Annotated in this window: 14 protein-coding genes; 6 read left to right on the forward strand and 8 right to left on the reverse strand. The window is 69.7% G+C overall.

All coding sequences use genetic code 11. The features are described from left to right. Position 1: 1 nt before the first annotated feature. Entirely contained in the window at positions 2–961 is a 960-nt protein-coding gene (locus AC1C2S_RS05135) for an ArsR/SmtB family transcription factor (RefSeq protein ID WP_495351456.1), read from the reverse strand. Positions 962–1,017: 56 nt separating this feature from the next. On the opposite strand from AC1C2S_RS05135, the gene AC1C2S_RS05140 reads away from it, so the two are divergent. Then, on the forward strand, positions 1,018–2,388 hold the full coding sequence (locus AC1C2S_RS05140; RefSeq protein WP_495351457.1) for an MFS transporter: 1,371 nt from the start codon (positions 1,018–1,020) through the stop codon (positions 2,386–2,388). 63 nt (positions 2,389–2,451) lie between these two features. Further along, positions 2,452–3,840 carry an ATP-binding protein gene (locus AC1C2S_RS05145; protein WP_495351458.1) on the forward strand — a complete coding sequence of 463 codons (1,389 nt, stop codon included), beginning with the start codon at positions 2,452–2,454 and terminating at the stop codon, positions 3,838–3,840. Between the two features lie 247 nt (positions 3,841–4,087). Here AC1C2S_RS05145 and AC1C2S_RS05150 read toward each other — a convergent pair whose 3' ends face one another. The 3 genes from AC1C2S_RS05150 to aceA form a co-directional block, all read right to left on the reverse strand. Beyond that, the gene (locus tag AC1C2S_RS05150; RefSeq protein WP_495351459.1) at positions 4,088–4,660 is read right to left on the reverse strand and encodes a GNAT family N-acetyltransferase; all 573 of its coding nucleotides are present in this window, start codon (positions 4,658–4,660) and stop codon (positions 4,088–4,090) included. 102 nt (positions 4,661–4,762) lie between these two features. Beyond that, positions 4,763–6,478, reverse strand: a complete 1,716-nt coding sequence (gene aceB / locus AC1C2S_RS05155; RefSeq protein WP_495351460.1) for a malate synthase A — start codon at positions 6,476–6,478, stop codon at positions 4,763–4,765. A gap of 106 nt (positions 6,479–6,584) precedes the next feature. After that, complete coding sequence (gene aceA / locus AC1C2S_RS05160; RefSeq protein WP_495351461.1) at positions 6,585–7,916, reverse strand: isocitrate lyase; 1,332 nt, start codon at positions 7,914–7,916, stop codon at positions 6,585–6,587. 323 nt (positions 7,917–8,239) lie between these two features. Here aceA and AC1C2S_RS05165 point away from each other — a divergent pair, with 323 nt between their 5' ends. The 3 genes from AC1C2S_RS05165 (at position 8,240) to AC1C2S_RS05175 (ending at position 12,053) form a co-directional block, all read left to right on the forward strand. Further along, the gene (locus AC1C2S_RS05165; protein WP_495351462.1) at positions 8,240–9,715 is read left to right on the forward strand and encodes a helix-turn-helix domain-containing protein; all 1,476 of its coding nucleotides are present in this window, start codon (positions 8,240–8,242) and stop codon (positions 9,713–9,715) included. Between the two features lie 269 nt (positions 9,716–9,984). Continuing rightward, the gene (locus tag AC1C2S_RS05170) at positions 9,985–11,433 is read left to right on the forward strand and encodes an NAD(P)/FAD-dependent oxidoreductase (RefSeq protein ID WP_495351463.1); all 1,449 of its coding nucleotides are present in this window, start codon (positions 9,985–9,987) and stop codon (positions 11,431–11,433) included. Positions 11,434–11,486: 53 nt separating this feature from the next. Further along, the gene (locus AC1C2S_RS05175) at positions 11,487–12,053 is read left to right on the forward strand and encodes an MOSC domain-containing protein (protein ID WP_495351464.1); all 567 of its coding nucleotides are present in this window, start codon (positions 11,487–11,489) and stop codon (positions 12,051–12,053) included. Positions 12,054–12,132: 79 nt separating this feature from the next. Here the strand turns inward: AC1C2S_RS05175 and AC1C2S_RS05180 are convergent, their stop codons facing one another. From AC1C2S_RS05180 to AC1C2S_RS05195, 4 genes are all read right to left on the reverse strand, one after another. Beyond that, a complete protein-coding gene (locus AC1C2S_RS05180; protein WP_495351465.1) occupies positions 12,133–12,975 on the reverse strand; it encodes a hypothetical protein in 843 nt (280 codons plus the stop codon). Positions 12,976–13,010: 35 nt separating this feature from the next. Then, a complete protein-coding gene (locus AC1C2S_RS05185; RefSeq protein ID WP_495351466.1) occupies positions 13,011–13,787 on the reverse strand; it encodes a winged helix-turn-helix transcriptional regulator in 777 nt (258 codons plus the stop codon). Positions 13,788–13,800: 13 nt separating this feature from the next. Continuing rightward, positions 13,801–14,262, reverse strand: a complete 462-nt coding sequence (locus AC1C2S_RS05190; RefSeq protein ID WP_495351467.1) for a VOC family protein — start codon at positions 14,260–14,262, stop codon at positions 13,801–13,803. Positions 14,263–14,459: 197 nt separating this feature from the next. Further along, positions 14,460–16,082, reverse strand: a complete 1,623-nt coding sequence (locus AC1C2S_RS05195) for a PucR family transcriptional regulator (RefSeq protein WP_495351468.1) — start codon at positions 16,080–16,082, stop codon at positions 14,460–14,462. Between the two features lie 206 nt (positions 16,083–16,288). Between AC1C2S_RS05195 and AC1C2S_RS05200 the strand changes: the two genes are divergently transcribed. Beyond that, the gene (locus tag AC1C2S_RS05200) at positions 16,289–17,776 is read left to right on the forward strand and encodes a CoA-acylating methylmalonate-semialdehyde dehydrogenase (RefSeq protein ID WP_495351469.1); all 1,488 of its coding nucleotides are present in this window, start codon (positions 16,289–16,291) and stop codon (positions 17,774–17,776) included. Positions 17,777–17,903: the final 127 nt, after the last annotated feature.

The raw sequence follows: 17,903 nt of genomic DNA on the forward strand, positions 1-17,903 counted from the left end.
CTCAGCCGGTGCGGGCGTCGAGCAGTGCGCTGCCGAGCTCGCTGCGGAGGTAGAGCACGCTGTGCCCGTACCTCGTCGAGACGAGGAGGCCGGCATCGCGCAGGGCGCGGAGGTGCTGGTTCACGGCCGATGGGGTGACGCCGAAGCGCACCCCCAGCTCGGTCGACGACGCCGGGTCGCCGAGCGCGGAGAGCAGGCTCGCCCGCGCCTCGCCGATGATCGCGGCGACCGCGGCCGGGTTGGCCACCTGCTCGGTCTCCCAGAGCGCGCCTTGCCCGCGTGCCGGGTACATGATCATCGGCGGGCCGTCGCCGACCGGCGCAGAGCCCCGGCGCGTGAACATCGTCGGCACGAGCGTGAGGCCGAGGCCGTCGATGCGCTGCAGGCGGTCGTTCGGGTCTCTCAGTCGCACCGAGACGACACCGCCCTCGTAGTCGACCGTCGACGAGATGCCGTTCAGCATGGTCGACAGCCCACTCTGCGCGATCTGGCGGCCCCGGTAGACGACGTCGGCCTCGAGCACCGCACGCATGCGCGGCCAGTACGGCGCGAACGAGGCGTCCCAGAGCTCGTGCAGCGCACGCACGATGCGCCGAATGGCGGTCTTCGGCGAGCCGGCGAACACGGCCGGCACGTGCCCGTGCACCGCGACGAGGTCGCCGATGAAGGTCTGCGGGGGCGTGGCGAGCAGTTGCTCGAACTCGTCGTCGAGGCGCGTCAGCGGCGATTCGGGGCGCGGGTTCATGAAGTCGGGCGTCCACAGTCGCTCGTCGATGAGGCCGTGCAGGGCCTCGACGTCGAGGTCGGCACGCGCCGCCTCGGTGCGGCGCAGCCACGGCAGCTGCAGGGGGAATCGGGCGGGGTCGTCGATCGCGCGCAGCGACAGTCCGAGTTCGCAGAGCGGCGAGATGCCGAAGCGCACGGCCGCGACGTCGCCCTCGTTGAGCACGTATCGCAACATGAAGCAGAACGCTACATCAATTTCGACACGGCGGCGATTCTGGAAGAACTGAACGAGTGAGCCCTACCCCCGCATCGCCCCCCGACACGGGAACCGTGCCGACCGTCGACCCCGAATCACCGCCGAAGCCCTCGCTCGTCGCCCGCGTCGCGGCATCCGTGGCCGACCCGGTGCTGCGCATCCTCGTCGGCGCGACCCTCATCTCGCGCGTCGGCCGCGGCATCTTCCTCACCGTCACGGTGCTCTACTTCACCTTCATCGTCGGCCTCGCTCCGCACGAGGTCGCGATCGTGCTCGCCGCGTCGAGCGCCGCGGGGGTCGGCGCGACCCTCGCCGGCGGATGGCTCGCCGACCGCTTCAGCGCCAAGCGCCTCCTCATCGTCTTCACCACGATCGAGGGCCTCGCGCTGATCGCGTACGTCTTCGCCGGCGATTTCATCAGCGCACTCACGATCGCCGTCGTCTGCGGCGGCTTCGGACAGGCCGCGAACTCGACGCGGGCGGCGATCATCGCCCGGGCGTTCGAAGGTCAGGGCCGCGTGAACGCGCGGGCGGTGCTGCGCGCGATCACCAACATCTCCATCGCCGTCGGCTCAGGACTCGGCGCGCTCGCGCTCGCCATCGGCACAGCCGAGGCGTACCGCGCGCTCATCCTCGGCGCAGGCGCGCTCTACCTGCTCGGCTTGATCCAACTCGTCAAGCTCCCCTCGAGCGTCGATGCGCCCGCGAGGGTCGCGACGCCGCCGGTGACCACCGCGACCGGGTCGTTCGATGCCGCCGCCAGCGCCGAGGCAGCCGCGGCTGAGCGTCGCAGCTGGCGCCGGCACTCCCCGTGGCGCGACCCGAGGTATCTGCTGCTCACCGCGCTCACCGCGGTGTTCGGCATGCAGTTCGGCGTCGCCGAGTTGGGGGTGCCGCTCTGGATCGCGAACGAGACCACGGCGCCCGAGGCCCTCATCGCCGCACTGCTCATCCTCAACACCGTCATCGTCGTGATCTTCCAGGTGCCGCTCTCGAGGGGCACGCACGACCTGCGGGTCGCGGCCCGAGTGTCTGGCATCGCGGCCTGGCTGATGGCCGCCGCCTGCCTCGTGTACGCCTCGGCCGCAGGGCTCCCCATCGGCTTCGCGATCACCGTGCTCGTGATCGCCGCGATCACGCACGCCTTCGCCGAGGTGTTCTCGCAGGCCGGCGGCTGGGGGCTCAGTTTCGAACTCGCCGACCCCGTGCAGGCGGGCAGCTACCAGGGCGTATTCGGCATGGGCTTCTCGGTCGGCGCGCTCGCCGCCCCGCTCGTCGTCAACGCGACGGCGATCTCGAACGGCTTCTCGGGTTGGGTCGTGCTCGCCGCGATCTTCCTCGTGTCGGGCCTCGGCATCTGGTGGCTCGCGCGTCGCGCGGCACGAACGGCCTCGTCGGCGGCATAACGACGTAGGGCGCGTCGGCCGGTCGCACTGCGCCCGGCCTCGAGCGCGTGGCATGATCGGCGCATGGCCGAGCCCAGCACGCAGCTTCAGGCGCACTCCGACGACGGACGATCGTTCGCGATTCCGGATGCCTCGGGCACCCCGTTCATCGCCGGCACCCTGCTCGTCATCACGACCCGACGAGGCCGGCAGCTCGCCCTCGTCGAGGAGCGCGAGACGGGCGCGGCGGGCGGGCCCGAGGCCCTGCGCGGACGCCTCCTCGGCGTGATCGACGGCGCACGTTTCGACGCACGCGGCAGCCACGGGTTCGTAGCCGGCGCCGTGGCAGCGGCCGACGCGGCCACGATCGACCTCGTGCACGCGGCGCTCGGCGCGACCCTCGAGATCGGGGTGAACCTCAGCCCACCGAGCCGGCCGGCACGACTGTTGTCGCATCGCTTCAACCGGCACACCTTCTGGTGCGGTCAGAGCGGCTCGGGCAAGACCTACGCGCTCGGCGTGGTGCTCGAGCAGCTCATCGCGCACACGGCGCTGCCCGTCGTCGTGTTCGACCCGAACTCCGACTTCGTTCGGCTCGGCGAACTGAACCCCGATGCGAGCGGGCCCACCGCCGAGCTGCTGGCGCAACGCGACATCCGGGTGCTCCGCCCGAACACCGCAGGTGCCGATCTGCTGCGCGCACGGTTCACCGCGATGACGACTGAGGCGAAGGCGGCGGTGCTCCGCCTCGACCCCGTGGTCGACCGCGAGGAGTTCAACGCGGCCGTGCACCTGCGCGACACGCTGAGCGTGGTCGAACCGGGCGAGTTGTTGCCCGAGTTGCTCGAATCCGACGACCCCGCGCGCCGCGCGCTCGGTCTCCGCATCGAGAACATGGGCATCCTGACCTGGGAGGTCTGGGCCGGTCGCGACCGCGAGGCGACACTCGTCATCGATGAGCGGGCGGATGCCACGGTGCTCGACCTCGGCGGCTTCTCGACGCCCGACCAGCACCTCGTCATCGCACTCTCGGTGCTCGACGAGCTGTGGGCCCGTCGAGAGGAGCGGCGACCGGTGCTGCTCGTGATCGACGAAGCCCACAATCTCTGCTCACCCGAGCTGAGCTCACCGCTCGCGGTCGCCGTGCGGGAGCGCATCATCCAGATCGCCGCCGAGGGCCGGAAGTTCGGGCTTTGGCTCCTGCTCTCGACGCAGCGTCCGTCGAAGGTGCACCCCGGCATCATCTCCCAGTGCGACAACCTCGCCCTCATGAAGATGAGCTCCCCCATCGATCTCGACGGTCTCGCGACGTACTTCGGGTATGCACCGGCGGCATTGATCGCGCGGTCGCCGTGGTTCCGGCAGGGCGAGGCGCTCTTCGCGGGCGGCTTCGTGCCCGCGCCGACGTTGCTCGCGATGAACGCGAGGCTCACGCCCGAGGGTGGCAGCGACGTGGGCGTGCCGCTGCGCTGACCCCGCCCCGCTGGTCGAGTAGCGACGCAGGAGCGTATCGAGACCCGTCACGAGGTCTCGATACGGCGCTGGCGCGCCTACTCGACCGACGAAAGGGCACGCCACCCGCGCGCCTACTCGACCGACGAAAGAACGCGCCACCCGCCGGTCGAGTCGCGACGCAGAAGCGTATCCAGACCCGTCACGAGGTCTCGATACGGCGCTGGCGCGCCTACTCGACCGACGAAAGGGCACGCCACCCGCGCGCCTACTCGACTGACGAGAGAATGAGTGAGCGCTCCAGCACCCAGTCGTCTTCAACGCGACCGCCGACGACGAAGTGCTTGCGGCCGACCTTCGAGAAGCCGTGGCGCTCGTAGAACGCGAGCCCCCGCGCGTTCTCCTCGTTGACCCCGAGCCAGGCCGTCACGGCTCCGGTCGCCTTCGCCGCATCGAGCGACGCGCGCATGAGTGCGGCGCCAGCGCCCGTGCCGTGCGACTCCGACAGCACGTAGACCTTGCTCACCTCGATCGCGGGCCTCGCCGTCACCGCGCGAGCGGCGTCGGCGTCGCCCGGCTCGCCGCCGACGAGCATCGTGTAACCGAGGAGACGGCCTGCGTCGAGGGTCTCGGCGACCAGCAGAATGCGCTCGGGGTCAGCCAGGTAGCGCTCGACGCGATCCACGCCGAAGTTCTCGGCGATGAAGTCGGCGATCGCCTCGGCGGTGGTGTGGGGCGGGCACGCGAGGGGGAACGTCTCGGCGGCGAGCGACGAGAGCGCAGCGGCATCCTTCATCGCAGCCGGCCGGATGCGCACGGCGGTGTCAGTCGACTGGGTCACGAGCATCGATTCTGCCAGACCAGTGCGGGCTGAGCCTGTCGAAGCCTGCCCGGGAGGACGGTTTCGACAGGCTCAACCCGCATTCCGTCTCAGAGGAAGCGCTCAGAGGAAGCGCGCGTAGGCCCCCACCGTGAGGAACGTCGGGAACTCGGGCTCGAGCGCGACGCTGCGGAACACCGAGATCGCGTCGTCGAACCGGTCGCCCTCGAAGCGCGGCAGCTCGGCGACGGCAGCCGCCATGAGCCGCACGATCGAGGTCTGGTCGACGCGCGTGCCCTCGGCGGTGACGGTGTTCTCGTTCAGCCACTGCCAGACCTGCGAGCGTGAGATCTCGGCCGTCGCGGCATCCTCCATGAGGTTGTCGATCGCCGCAGCGCCCGTGCCGCGCAGCCACGACTCGATGTAGCGGATGCCGATCGAGATGTTGTCGCGCACCCCGCTCTCGGTGACCTCGCCGCCGATCGACGGGATGTCGAGCAGCTGCGCCGCGGTCACGTGCACATCGTCTCGCAGCCGGCCGAGCTGGTTCGGCCGGTCGCCGAGCACGGCGTCGAACTCCGCCCGAGCGGTCGGAATCAGGTCGGGGTGCGCGACCCACGTGCCGTCGAAGCCGTCGCCCGCCTCCCGGCTCTTGTCGGCCGCGACGGCGGCGAGCGCGCGCTCGGTGACCTCGGGGTCTCGGCGGTTCGGGATGAACGCGCTCATGCCGCCGATGGCATACGCTCCGCGTTTGTGGCACGTCGCGACCAGCAGCTCGGTGTACGCCCGCATGAACGGCACCGTCATCGTGATCGCCTTGCGGTCGGGCATGACCCAGCGACGACCGCGCGACCGGAATGTCTTCACGATCGAGAAGATGTAGTCCCATCGGCCGGCGTTCAGCCCGGCGCAGTGGTCGCGCAGCTCATAGAGGATCTCGTCCATCTCGAATGCGGCCTGGATCGTCTCGATCAGCACGGTGGCGCGCACCGTGCCCTGCGGGATACTGAGCCGGGTCTGCGCGAAGACGAAGATGTCGTTCCAGAGCTTCGCCTCGCGGTGCGACTCGAGCTTCGGCAGATAGAAGTACGGCCCGCGGCCCGCGGCGATGAGCGCGTGCGCGTTGTGGAAGAAGTACAGCCCGAAGTCGACGAGCGAACCCGAGGCGTGCATGGCCCGCCCGGCCCGGTCGTGGAACTTCAGGTGCTTCTCGACGAGGTGCCAGCCGCGCGGGCGCATCACGATCGTCGGCGTCTCGGCGAGCGGGCGCTCGACGCGGTACTGCTTGCCCTCGGGACTGTTGTACTCGAGCCGGCCGCGCAGCGCGTCGAAGAGGCTCAGTTGGCCCTCGATGACGTTGCCCCAGGTCGGGCTCGTGGCATCCTCTTGGTCGGCGAGCCAAACCTTCGCGCCCGAGTTCAGCGCGTTGATGGCCATCTTCCGGTCGGTCGGTCCCGTGATCTCGACCCGGCGGTCTTCGAGGCCCGGCCCGGCACCGGCGACCCGCCACGACGGATCGTTGCGAATGGGGGCGGTCTCGGGCAGGAACTTCGGGTCGCGGCCGTTCGCGGCATCGACCCGCGTCTGCAAGCGGGCGGCGAGCAGCTCGTGCCGGGTGCCGGCGAAGCGGTCGTGCAGCTCGGCGAGAAAGGCGAGCGCGTCGGGCGTCAGGATCTCGCCATACCGCGCGGCGAGTTCAGTCCGTTCGCCGAGCGGCGCGGTGATCTCGATACGCGGTTCGACGGTCTGGAAGCTGCCGGTGACGGGCCTCGATTCGAAGCGGGTTTCGGATGCCGCGGCATCCGTTCGCTCGATGGTCATGCTGGGTGTCGTGTTCATGATCGTGTCTCCTTCGGTATCGCTGGCGAGTCGCGCGAAGCGCATATCGAGACCCGTTGCGTGGTCTCGATATGGCGCTGGTGCGCCTACTCGACCGGCGGTTGAGTCAGAACTGGTCTTCCTCGGTCGATCCGACGAGGGCGAGCGTTGCGCTGGTGGGATTCAGCGCGGTGGAAATCCGATCGAAATAGCCGGTGCCGACCTCGCGCTGGTGGCGCGTGGCGGTGTATCCGGATGCCTCCGAGGCGAATTCCGCCTCCTGGAGTTCGACGTAGGCGCTCATGTGCCGCTCGCTGTAGTCCTTCGCGAGCGTGAACATGGAGTGATTGAGGGCGTGGAAGCCCGCGAGGGTGATGAACTGGAACGCGTAGCCCATCGAGGCGAGCTCGCGCTGGAACTTCGCGATCTGGTCGTCGTCGAGGTGGCGCTTCCAGTTGAACGATGGCGAGCAGTTGTAGCTCAGTCGCTTGCCCGGGAACGTGGCGTGCACGGCCTCGGCGAAGCGGCGTGCGAGATCGAGGTCGGGCTCGGCCGACTCGACCCAGAGCAGGTCGGCGTACTCGGCGTAGGCGAGGCCGCGGGCGATGACCGGTTCGATGCCGTTCTGCACCTCGTAGAACCCCTCGGCGGTGCGCTGCCCCGTGACGAACGGACGGTCGCGCTCATCGTGGTCGCTCGTGAGCAGGGTCGCGGCGAGGGCGTCGGTACGGGCGATGATGATCGACGGCACGCCGGCGACATCCGCTGCGAGTCGTGCCGCATTGATGGTGCGGATGTGCTGGCTGGTCGGAACCAGCACCTTGCCGCCCATGTGGCCGCACTTCTTCTCGCTCGCGAGCTGATCCTCCCAGTGCACGCCCGCGGCGCCGGCCTCGATCATCTGGTGCATGAGCTCGTAGGCGTTGAGCGGGCCGCCGAAGCCGGCCTCGGCGTCGGCGACGATGGGGGCCATCCAGTCGCTGATGCCGGTCTGCGCCTCGGTGCCCTGCTCGATCTGCCCGGCGCGCAGCAGCGCGTTGTTGATACGGCGCACGACCGCCGGCACCGAGTTCGCGGGGTAGAGCGACTGGTCGGGATAGGTCTGACCGGAGAGGTTCGCATCGGCCGCGACCTGCCAGCCGCTCAGGTAGATCGCGTTGAGGCCCGCGCGCACCTGCTGCACGGCCTGATTGCCCGTGAGGGCACCGAGCGCGGCCGACCACCTCGGGTCCTCCTGCGGCGCGAACGCCGTGCCGGTGTTGCGCTGGATGTCGTCCCACAACCGCGCGGCGCCCCGCTTGGCGAGCGTGCGCTCCTCGCGAACCGGGCCGCGCAAGGCGACGACGTCGGCGGCCGTGTAGTCGCGGCTGACACCCTCCCAACGCGGGTCGGCATCCCACTCGAGCTGCAGTTCGGCAGCGGACTGGGTCTGGTCGCCGGGGCGGTTCGTCGTGCTCATGGTGTCCTCCGAGTGGTGCTGAGCGGATGCTTCGGTGTCTCCGTTCGACGTCTGCCTCGACGTCGTTCGGGGTCTGTGGCATCCACTCTGCGCCCGCCGGGTACCCGCTCACCCACGATCTCGAGGGTGAACTTTCCCACTCTTTCTGCTCCGCGGAACAAGCGCGCCGCGCAACCGTCGGCCGAGCGAATCTCCCAGAAGTGCGTTCTTTCCGTAGAGAAGCAGGAGCAATCGACCGTTTTGCGCGGCAGGTGCTTGCGAATCGGAGATGAATCGCGATTCTTCTGTTTGCGGCATCCGTTCGCCCGTGTGACCATCGAAGCATGGTCATCGCGGATCGCACGGGCTCGGCGGCACTCGCCGCCGACTCGGCAGCGCCCGACGCGCTCACACTCGGCCGCCGCATCCGCGACCGCCGCACGGCCCGCGGCCTGACCCTCGGCGAGCTCGCCGCCGCGATCGACCGGGCGCCCTCGCAGGTCTCGGCGATCGAGAACGGCAAGCGCGAACCCCGGCTCTCGATGCTGCGTACGATCGCACTCGCGCTCGGGACATCCGTCGACGAACTGCTCCGAACGGATCCCCCCTCGGCCCGCGCCGCCCTCGAGATCGCCGTCGAACGCGCCCAGCGCGGCCCGGTGTTCGCCGCACTCGGGCTGCCCGCCTTCCGCGTCGCGAAGGGCATGAACGACCAGACGCTGCAGACCATCCTGAGTCTGCACAACGAGATCGACCGGCTGCACCGTGAGCGTGCGGCGACACCCGAGGAGGCGCGCCGGGCCAACGCGCAGCTGCGCGCCGAGATGCGCGCCCGCGACAACTTCTACCCCGAGCTCGAGGCGAAGGCCGCCGAGCTGCTCGAGGCCGTCGGCCACACCGGCGGCCCGGTCTCCCACCAGCTCGTCGCCGACATGGCTTCGCATCTGGGGTACTCACTGCACTACGTGGGCGACCTGCCGCACTCGACTCGCTCGGTCACCGACAAGCGCAACGGGCGCGTCTACCTGCCGACGCAGCAGTCGCCGTCGCGCGACTCCCGCTCGCCGATCCTGCAGGCGCTTGCGAGTCACCTGCTCGCCCACGAGGAGCCGAGCGGCTACGCCGACTTCCTGCGCCAACGCATCGAGACGAACTACCTGACGGCCGCGATCCTGTTGCCCGAACAGGCCGCGGTGCGCTTCCTCACCGAAGCGAAGAACCTGCGCCGAATCTCGATGGAGGAGTTGCGCGACGCCTTCGCAGTCTCGTACGAGACGGCGGCGCACCGGTTCACGAACCTCGCGACAGCGCGGCTCGGCATCCCGGTGCACTTCACGAAGGTGCACGAGTCGGGCACGATCATCAAGGCCTACGAGAACGACCGGGTGCGCTTCCCGAGCGATGCGCTGGGCGCGATCGAGGGCACGACGATGTGCCGCAACTGGACGGCCCGCACGGTCTTCGACGTCGAAGACCGGTTCAGCCCCTGGTACCAGTACACCGACACCCCGTCGGGCACGTTCTGGTGCACCTCCCGCATCGAGAAGGCGAAAGAAGGCGAGTACTCGGTCTCGGTCGGCGTGCCGTTCGAGCACGTGAAGTGGTTCCGCGGCCGCGAGACACCGCATCGTGCGGTATCTCGGTGCCCCGATCCTGCGTGCTGCCAGGCACCCAGCGGGCTCGCCGATCGATGGGCGGATGCCTCGTGGCCGGCCGCCCGCACACCGACCTCGCTGCTCGCGGCGCTGCCCACGGGCACGTTCCCGGGCGTCGACGAGACCGAGGTGTACCAGTTCCTCGAGGCGCACGCCCCGCTCTGAGCATCCTCGCCCGCCCCTGCACCCCTGCACCCCTGCACCCCTGCAGCAATTCAGGTGCGGAGGCGTGTCGCACGGCGTGTCGACGTGTGGCAGGCGACCCGACACACCTCCGCACCTGAATTGCTGCATATGTGGATGGCGGTAGTCGGCACACGGCGCGGCGTCGGCCAGCCTCCGGCGACGAGCGGATGTCGGGACGCCGCGCTCTGGCGTGCGGCAGGCGCCGCGCGGGAGGATGGAGACACCACAATCGCATCGGAGTGATTCGCGTGGGAACGACCGTCTTCGAACGACGCCGGCCACCGGCATCCGTCGTCACTCATTCGCTCGAGCACACCGCGCGGTCGGTGTTCTGGCTCGACGACCTGCCTACCGGCGCAGTGGGTGGGCGCCCGAAGCTCGCGGGCAACCATGTCGCCGACCTCGTCGTCGTCGGCGGCGGCTACACCGGTCTCTGGAGTGCGCTGCTCGCCAAGCGCCGCAACCCGAGCGCGCACATCGTGCTCGTCGAGGCGAAGACGATCGGCTGGGCGGCCTCCGGCCGCAACGGCGGCTTCTGCGAGGCGAGCCTCACCCACGGGCGCGAGAACGGCATGGCGCGATGGCCGAAGGAGATGGCGACGCTCGACCGGCTCGGCCTGGCGAACCTCGACGCGATCGAGGCCGCCGAGGCGGAGTACGGCATGGACTTCCACTTCGAACGCACCGGCGAGCTCGCGCCGGCGATCGAGGAGCATCAGGTGCAGTGGCTGCGCGACTGGCGCACCGAGGCCGTCGAGCGCGGCGAGGAGGGGGTCGTCTTCCTCGATCAACGCGAGGTGCAGGCATCCGTCGCTTCGCCGATCTTCCTCGCCGGAGTCTGGGAGCAGCGCACGAGCGGCATGCTGCACCCGGCACGTCTCGCCGCCGAACTCGCTCGGGTCGCTGAGGACCTCGGCGTCGAGATCTTCGAGCACTCCCCGGTGAAACGCATCGACACGCCGGGTTCGACGGGGGCCGTCTCCGTGATCACCGAAGCCGGGCGGGTCGACGCGAGGAAGGCGGTGCTCGCGACGAACGTGTTCCCGTCGCTCCTGAAGCGCAATCGCCTGATGACCGTGCCGGTCTACGACTTCGTGCTCATGACCGAGCCGCTCTCGACGCAGCAGCTCGCCGAAATCGGCTGGAAGGACCGCCAGGGCATCGGCGATCTCGCCAATCAGTTCCACTACTCCCGGCTCACGAAAGACAATCGCATCCTGTTCGGCGGCTACGACGCGATCTACCACTACGGCCGCAAGGTGCGCGCGGAGTACGAGAACCGGCCCGAGACCTGGCGGAAGCTCGCAAGCCACTTCTTCACGACCTTCCCGCAGCTCTATGGTCTGCGGTTCAGCCACCAGTGGGCCGGCGCGATCGACACGAGCACGCAGTTCACGGCATTCTTCGGCACCGCGCGCGACGACCGCGTCGCCTACGCGGCGGGCTTCACGGGGCTCGGCGTCGGGTCGACCCGGTTCGCGGCCGAGGTCATGCTCGACCTGCTCGAGGGGCGCGAGAACGAGCGCACCTCGCTCGAGATGGTGCGCAAGCGCCCGCTGCCCTTCCCGCCCGAGCCTGCCGCCTCGATCGGCATCAACGCGACCCGATGGTCGCTCGATCGCGCCGACCACAACGGAGGCAAGCGCAACCTGCTGCTGAAGACCCTCGACGCGCTCGGACTCGGGTTCGACTCGTAAGCGCCGCGTTGCCGGGTGCCGGTGCGGGTGCCGGTCGGTCGTAGGCTCGACACATGATCGCGCCCGATGAAGCCCCCGCCGACGCGACCGTGATCGCCGTCGCCAGCGACGACGCGCACCGCTTCAGCAAGCCGCTCCGTGAGGAGATCCGACTCGTTGCGGGCCTCGGGGTGGAGGGTGATTCGCACTTCGGTCGCACCGTGCAGCACCTCTCTCGGGTCAGGCGCGACCCTACGACGCCGAATCTCCGGCAGGTGCACCTCATCCACGCTGAACTGCTCGACGAGCTCGCAGACGACGGCTACTCGGTGTCGCCGGGTGCGCTCGGCGAGAACGTGCTGACGCGAGGTGTCGACCTGCTCGGCCTGCCGCGCGGTACCCGCATGCGCCTCGGCGACGAGGCGGAGATCGAGATCACCGGCCTGCGCAACCCGTGCGTGCAGATCGACCAGTTGGGCGACGGCCTCATGAAGCGGCTCGTGTCACGCGGCGACGACGGTGAGATCGTGCGCATCGCGGGGGTCATGGCGATCGTGCTCGATGACGGTGTCGTGCGTGCGGGAGATGTCGTCGAGATCACCCTCCCCGACGGTGATCACGAGGCGCTGCGGCCGGTCTGAGAACATGGTCGACCTGCCCGCTGCACCGGTCGCCGGTCCGTGGCCGCCGCCGATGTGCCCGGCCCACCGGCGGCGGGGGTCACCCTCCGAGCGGTGCGAGAGTCGGGACATCCGTGAGCGCCATGCCGTCGATGCTGATGGCGAGCGACGCCGACTCGGGGAGCGAGATCGCGAGTGCGCGGGCGGCATTCCCGTCGGTCGCCGTGTTCGTGCGCAGGCTCAGAACGCCGGGTTCGATCTCGGCTGCGCGGAGCTCGAACGACGAGAGCACGCGCTCGAACACCGTGAACTCGTCGTCGAGGTCGTCGGCGAGCGGCCCCGAGGCGATGAAGTCGGCGTCGGTGGCGCGCCCGTCGCGGTCGACCTGGCCGGAGCCACCCGAGTAGGCGTCGACGGTGCCTTCAGCGGCGAGCGGCACCGATGGGGCGTGCTCGAGTGCGAGGTCGCGCACGGCGCGGAGGGAGCTCGGTTGCGCCACCTCGAATTCGACGCTGATGGGCGCGACGTGCCCGCCGACCGCTGAGCCCGATCGGGCGAGCCCGATGAGGTCGACGCGTGCGTCGTTCGCCGCACGATCGACGTCGACGGCGAACCGGAAGCCCCGGTGGTCGATGGTGGCAGACCAGTCGATCCGGTCGGGCGCGTCGTCGGCGATGTATGCGGCGACTTCGTGGGTGAGTTCGCGCACGCGCGCCTCGTCGGCCGCGTCGTCGATGGTGAGCGTGCCGCTCACGGATCCGTAGAACGGGAGGTTGTTGCTGCCGGCGATGACCACCTCTGTGACGCCCGGGGCGTCAGCGAACCTCGCCTCGAATCGATCACCCGCGTCAGTGGCCGCGTCGGCGGCACAAGCGGTCAGCGAAGCGAGGGCGACGAGGGCAAGGGAGCATGCGGCGATGAGCCGCCTGGAGGTGGAGCGCACCGGAGCATTTTCGCACGGTGGCGGCGGGCTCCCGGTCAGGCGACGGATGCCTCGGCGTTCGCCGCCCCCGATGCGCGAGGCGCCGGTTCGACCGGGTCGATGTGAAAGGTGCGGGTGAAGCGACTGACGAGGCCGCCGTCGCCCGCGAGCACCTGCACGCGGCCCGCGCGACGGGCTGTCCGGGCGAGCGGCGACACACCGGCGGGCGCTTCGAGTGCCCCGGAGATCAGGTCACGGAACTCCCCCGGTTCGAGCAGGAGTTCGAGCACCGCCTCGGGAACGACGTCGAGCTCCACCCTTCGTTGCGGTTGCGGCAGCGCCCCGGGGCCGATCGGCAGCACGTCGAGCACTCGGGCCGCGACGATCGCCGAGAGCGAGACGTCGCCGACGTGCAGCACGTACTCGGTCGTCGGCAGCTCGGCTGCGACGTCGGGACGGAATGCAGCGTGGAGCGCGACGGCGAGCGCGTCACGAGTGACGACCTCGCCTTCAGCCTGGTCACCGGACACCGACCAGCCCCAGCGTTCGAGGGCGATGACGACGGGCTCGAGCGCGCGCCCGTGAGCGGTGAGCTCGTACCCACCGCGCACTGTCGGCACCCGCCGCACGACGCCCGACTCCTGCAGCTCTTTGAGCCGATCGCTCAGGATGTTGGTCGGGATGCGGGGCAGCCCGGCCTTCAGGTCGCCGTAACGGCGTGGGCCGACGAGCAGGTCGCGGACGATGAGCAGTGCCCACCGATCCCCGACCCGCTCGAGCGCCCGTGCTGCGCCGCTGTACTGGCCGAAGCCGCGTGCGGCGCGTGTCGCCATGGAACTCGCCCGGTCAGGCCGACGCCGAAGGCGCCGAAGCTCCCTGCTCGGCCAAGTACGCCTCGGGGCCCTTGTCTGCAGCCGCAGGGTCCATGTAGAGGAACTCGAGGATGTTGCCGTCGGGGTCTTCGAGGTCGCGCGAGTACATGAAGCCGTAGTCCTGCGCCTCACGCGGCTCGTTGCCGCCGGCGGCGAGACCCTTGCCGAGCACTGCGTCGACGTCATCGCGCGACTCGCGACCGAGCGCGATGAGCGCCTGGGCATGCGTCTTCGGGTCGATGATCTGCTTGTCGGTGAAGGTGCCGAGGTACTCACGGGTGAGCACCATGAAGTAGATGTTCTCGCCGAGCACGACGCACGCCGCGTTCTCGTCGGTGAACATGGGGTTGATGCTGAACCCGAGCGCCTCGTAGAACGCCTTCGAGCGCTCGAGGTCGGTGGTGGGCAGGTTCACGAAGATGTTCGTTGCGGTCATGATCTCCTCCGGGGGATCGTCATTGGTCTGCGGGATGTTGCAAACTCAGCTTGCTCTTTGCAAGTGAACTTGTCAATAGCAAGTAAAAGTCTGTTGGTCGAGCGGGCGTGGCACGGCCAGATCGAGACCCCCGCCCCTTCGACAGGCTCAGGGAGCGAGGTCTCGATACTCTCCTCCGTCGCGACTCGACGAACGATTCAGGGCACGACGCTCCGCCGCACGAGCAGCGCGAGATGCAGCGCCGTCAGGGTCTCGCCGTCGTCGAGGTCGACCCCGAGCAGATCGCCGATGAGCGCGAGCCGCTGATAGAACACTGAACGCGACAGGTGCGAAGCGGATGCCGCGGCCGTGCGGTTGCCCGGATTCGCGAGCAACGCGCCGAGCACGTCGAGCAGGTCGCCGTTGCGGGCGAGGTCGTAGTCGATGAGCGGCTCGAGCATGCGCTCCCCGTGTTCGAGCAGCCGGCGGTCGTCGCGGAGCCCCGTCACGAGCCGCATGAGCGGACGATCGTCAGAGCGGCGCAGCACCGGGCCGCGCACCGAGCGTGGTGCCGGGCTGCGGGCCAAGTCGATCGCCTCCTGCACCGAGCCCAGCAGCGCGTCGAGTCCGTTCGCCTCGGAGCCGATCGACACCACGAGCCGCTCAAGGTCCGCCGGGGCGCCGGGCACCAGTGCCGTGGCGAATGCCCGCGCCGCGGCATCGTCGAGCAGTCGGGAGGCCGGCAGCGAGAGCAGCACGATCGCCGAGGGGGCGGCGAAGAATCCGTCGCGAGCGCCCCCGACGAGCGCCCGCCCGCCGAGTTCGCGAGCCGCGGCATCCGCCACCACCGCAGTGACCACCGCGCCCGTCACCACGACGCCGAAGAGCCGCGCACCCTCGAGCTGGAGGCCGGCCGCTTCGATGCGGGTCGTCGCGGCGGCAAGCCCCGCGAACCTGCCGTCGAGAAGTCCGTCGACGAGACGACGGTGTCCGATGCGCACCCACTCGTCGGTGGCGCCGTCTGCGAGTCGGCCGAGCGCGAGCGCGATCGCGCCTTGCTCGAGCACGCTCGTGCGCCCTGCCGGATGCGCCGGGCCGGGGAGCGCGATGAGATGGCCCCAGCGGATGCCGCGCGCCTCGACCGGCACGATGAGCCACTCGCCGGCCGCGGGGACGCCGTGCGCGCGCTGCTGCTCGGAATCCCGGTGCGCCTGCCTCGAGCGCGCCTCCCACCGAGAGAAGAGCTCCTCCTCCACCGCGAGGGGCACGTCGGCGGCCACGACCTCGTGGGCGAGATTCTCGAGCACGACGGCGGCGCCGAGCGTCTGGGCGAGCTGCTGCACGATGAAGTCGGCCGGCGAGCCGCGCAGGGCGAGTGCGGTGAACCGCTCGCGCACCTCGTCGCGGGCTCGCAGCGCCGCCGTCTGCGCCGAGATGATGCGGCCGTGCACCGCCTCGGTGAGGGCGACGAACTTCACCTCGCTGTGGAGCGCCACGAGGGCGAGCCCGCGCTCGCGCGCCACCGTTTCGACGGCGGTCGGCACGGAGCGGTGGTGCACGCCCAGCTCGAGCACGAGGCCCGCGAGCCCCGCCTCGACGAGACCGCCGATGAACGCGACGAGCTCGTCGGGCTCGGTCGGCCATCCAGAGCCGGTCGACAGCAGCAACTCACCGCCGTCGAGCAGCCTGGCGACGCCGGCGCTGTCCGAGACGTGCGCCCAGCGCACGTGCGCGTCGAGCGCATCACCGCCGGAGCGCACTTCGGGCAGGCCGTCGGCGACCGCGGGGATCGTCAGGATCTCGCGCACCGTCGGGAGGCCGTCATCCGCCATCTCGAACATCGGACGATTCGTCTGAATCGCCTCATCTTCGCGACGGTCTGCCACCGGATTGACCTCTCCTGCTCTGACATGCTGGGAAGCACCAGCCTAGACCGCCCATCTGTCTCCTGAGCTTGCCGAAGGGACCACAGGTCCGGCTCCCTTCGAGAAGCTCAGGGCGCCAAACTCGGTCAATCTGTCCGGCACGCTTCCAGAGGAGTACCAGCATGGCTCGAGTTCAGCACTTCATCGCCGGCCGCGACACCGCGCTCGCCGGGCGCACAGGCCCGGTCTTCAACCCGGCGACCGGTGCGCAGCAGCACGACGTCGCCTTCGCCTCCGTCGCCGAGGTCGAGCAGGCCATCGCCGCAGCCGAGGCCGCGCTGCCCGGATGGCGCGCGACCGGCCTGATCAAGCGTGCCGACGTCTTCTTCCGCCTTCGCCAGCTGCTCGTCGAGCGCACGCCCGAGCTCGCGGCCATCGTCACGAGCGAGCACGGCAAGGTGCTCTCCGACGCCGCCGGCGAGATCTCGCGCGGCATCGAGAATGTCGAGTTCGCCGCGGGCCTCGTGCACCTGCTGAAGGGCGAGCACTCCGAGCAGGTTGCGCGCGGCGTCGACGTGCACTCGACGAAGCAGCCCGTCGGGGTCGTCGGCGCGATCACGCCGTTCAACTTCCCCGTCATGGTGCCGCTCTGGATGATCGCCTCGGCGATCGCGTGCGGCAACACCGTCGTTCTGAAGCCGTCGGAGAAGGATCCGAGCGCCTCGGTGTTCCTCGCGAAGCTCTTCCAAGAGGCCGGGCTGCCCGACGGTGTCCTGAACGTCGTGCACGGCGACAAGGTCACGGTCGACGCGATCCTCGACTCCCCCGTCGTGCGCGCGATCTCGTTCGTCGGCTCGACGCCGATCGCGAAGTCGATCTACGAGCGCGCCTCGGCGAACGGCAAGCGGGTGCAGGCGCTCGGCGGCGCAAAAAACCACATGGTCGTCATGCCGGATGCCGACCTCGAGGGCGCAGCGGATGCCGCGGTGTCGGCCGCCTACGGCTCCGCCGGCGAGCGTTGCATGGCCGTCTCGGTGCTCGTCGCCGTCGGTGACGAGGTCGCCGACCAGCTCGTCGCGAAGATCTCCGAGCGGATGTCGAAGCTCACGATCGGCGACGGCACCGACTCCGCGAGCGAGATGGGTCCGCTGATCACCCGCGAGCACCGCGACAAGGTCGCCTCCTACGTGACCGGCGCCGCCGCCGAAGGCGCGACCGTCGTCGTCGACGGCACCGCCGCCGAGTTCGAGGGCGACGGATTCTTCGTCGGCACTTCGCTCCTCGACCACGTCGAACCCGGTATGAAGGTCTACGAAGACGAGATCTTCGGCCCCGTGCTCTCGGTCGTGCGTGTCGAGAACTACGACGAGGCCGTCGCGCTGATCAACGCCAATCGCTATGCGAACGGCGTCGCCGTCTACACCCGCGACGGCGGCACCGCGCGACGGTTCGAGATCGACATCGAGGTCGGCATGGTCGGCGTGAACGTGCCGATCCCGGTGCCGATCGGCGCCTACTCGTTCGGCGGGTGGAAGGACTCGCTCTTCGGCGACTCGCACATCTACGGCCCCGAGTCGGTGCACTTCTACACCCGCACGAAGGTCGTGACGAGCCGCTGGCCCGAGCCGAGCGAGTCGCAGATCAACCTCGGCTTCCCCTCGAACCACTGACCCGGCAACGCTCGTCGTGTAGGCCGCCCGCGGACGGGTCTCGATACGTTCGCTGGCGCTCACTACTCGACCAGCGATAGGGACGGGTCTCGATGTCTCGATACGGGACATCCCTGAGGGCGCACGC

This window comes from Agromyces sp. Y782 (assembly GCF_059445405.1).

What these genes read in the sequence shown, in the direction of transcription:
- AC1C2S_RS05135 (WP_495351456.1), bottom strand. Translation starts at nt 961, where the DNA reads ATGTTGCGATACGTGCTCAACGAGGGCGACGTCGCGGCCGTGCGCTTC.
- AC1C2S_RS05145 (WP_495351458.1), top strand. Translation starts at nt 2,452, where the DNA reads ATGGCCGAGCCCAGCACGCAGCTTCAGGCGCACTCCGACGACGGACGA.
- aceB (WP_495351460.1), bottom strand. Translation starts at nt 6,478, where the DNA reads ATGAACACGACACCCAGCATGACCATCGAGCGAACGGATGCCGCGGCA.
- aceA (WP_495351461.1), bottom strand. Translation starts at nt 7,916, where the DNA reads ATGAGCACGACGAACCGCCCCGGCGACCAGACCCAGTCCGCTGCCGAA.
- AC1C2S_RS05165 (WP_495351462.1), top strand. Translation starts at nt 8,240, where the DNA reads ATGGTCATCGCGGATCGCACGGGCTCGGCGGCACTCGCCGCCGACTCG.
- AC1C2S_RS05175 (WP_495351464.1), top strand. Translation starts at nt 11,487, where the DNA reads ATGATCGCGCCCGATGAAGCCCCCGCCGACGCGACCGTGATCGCCGTC.
- AC1C2S_RS05185 (WP_495351466.1), bottom strand. Translation starts at nt 13,787, where the DNA reads ATGGCGACACGCGCCGCACGCGGCTTCGGCCAGTACAGCGGCGCAGCA.
- AC1C2S_RS05190 (WP_495351467.1), bottom strand. Translation starts at nt 14,262, where the DNA reads ATGACCGCAACGAACATCTTCGTGAACCTGCCCACCACCGACCTCGAG.
- AC1C2S_RS05195 (WP_495351468.1), bottom strand. Translation starts at nt 16,082, where the DNA reads ATGTTCGAGATGGCGGATGACGGCCTCCCGACGGTGCGCGAGATCCTG.
- AC1C2S_RS05200 (WP_495351469.1), top strand. Translation starts at nt 16,289, where the DNA reads ATGGCTCGAGTTCAGCACTTCATCGCCGGCCGCGACACCGCGCTCGCC.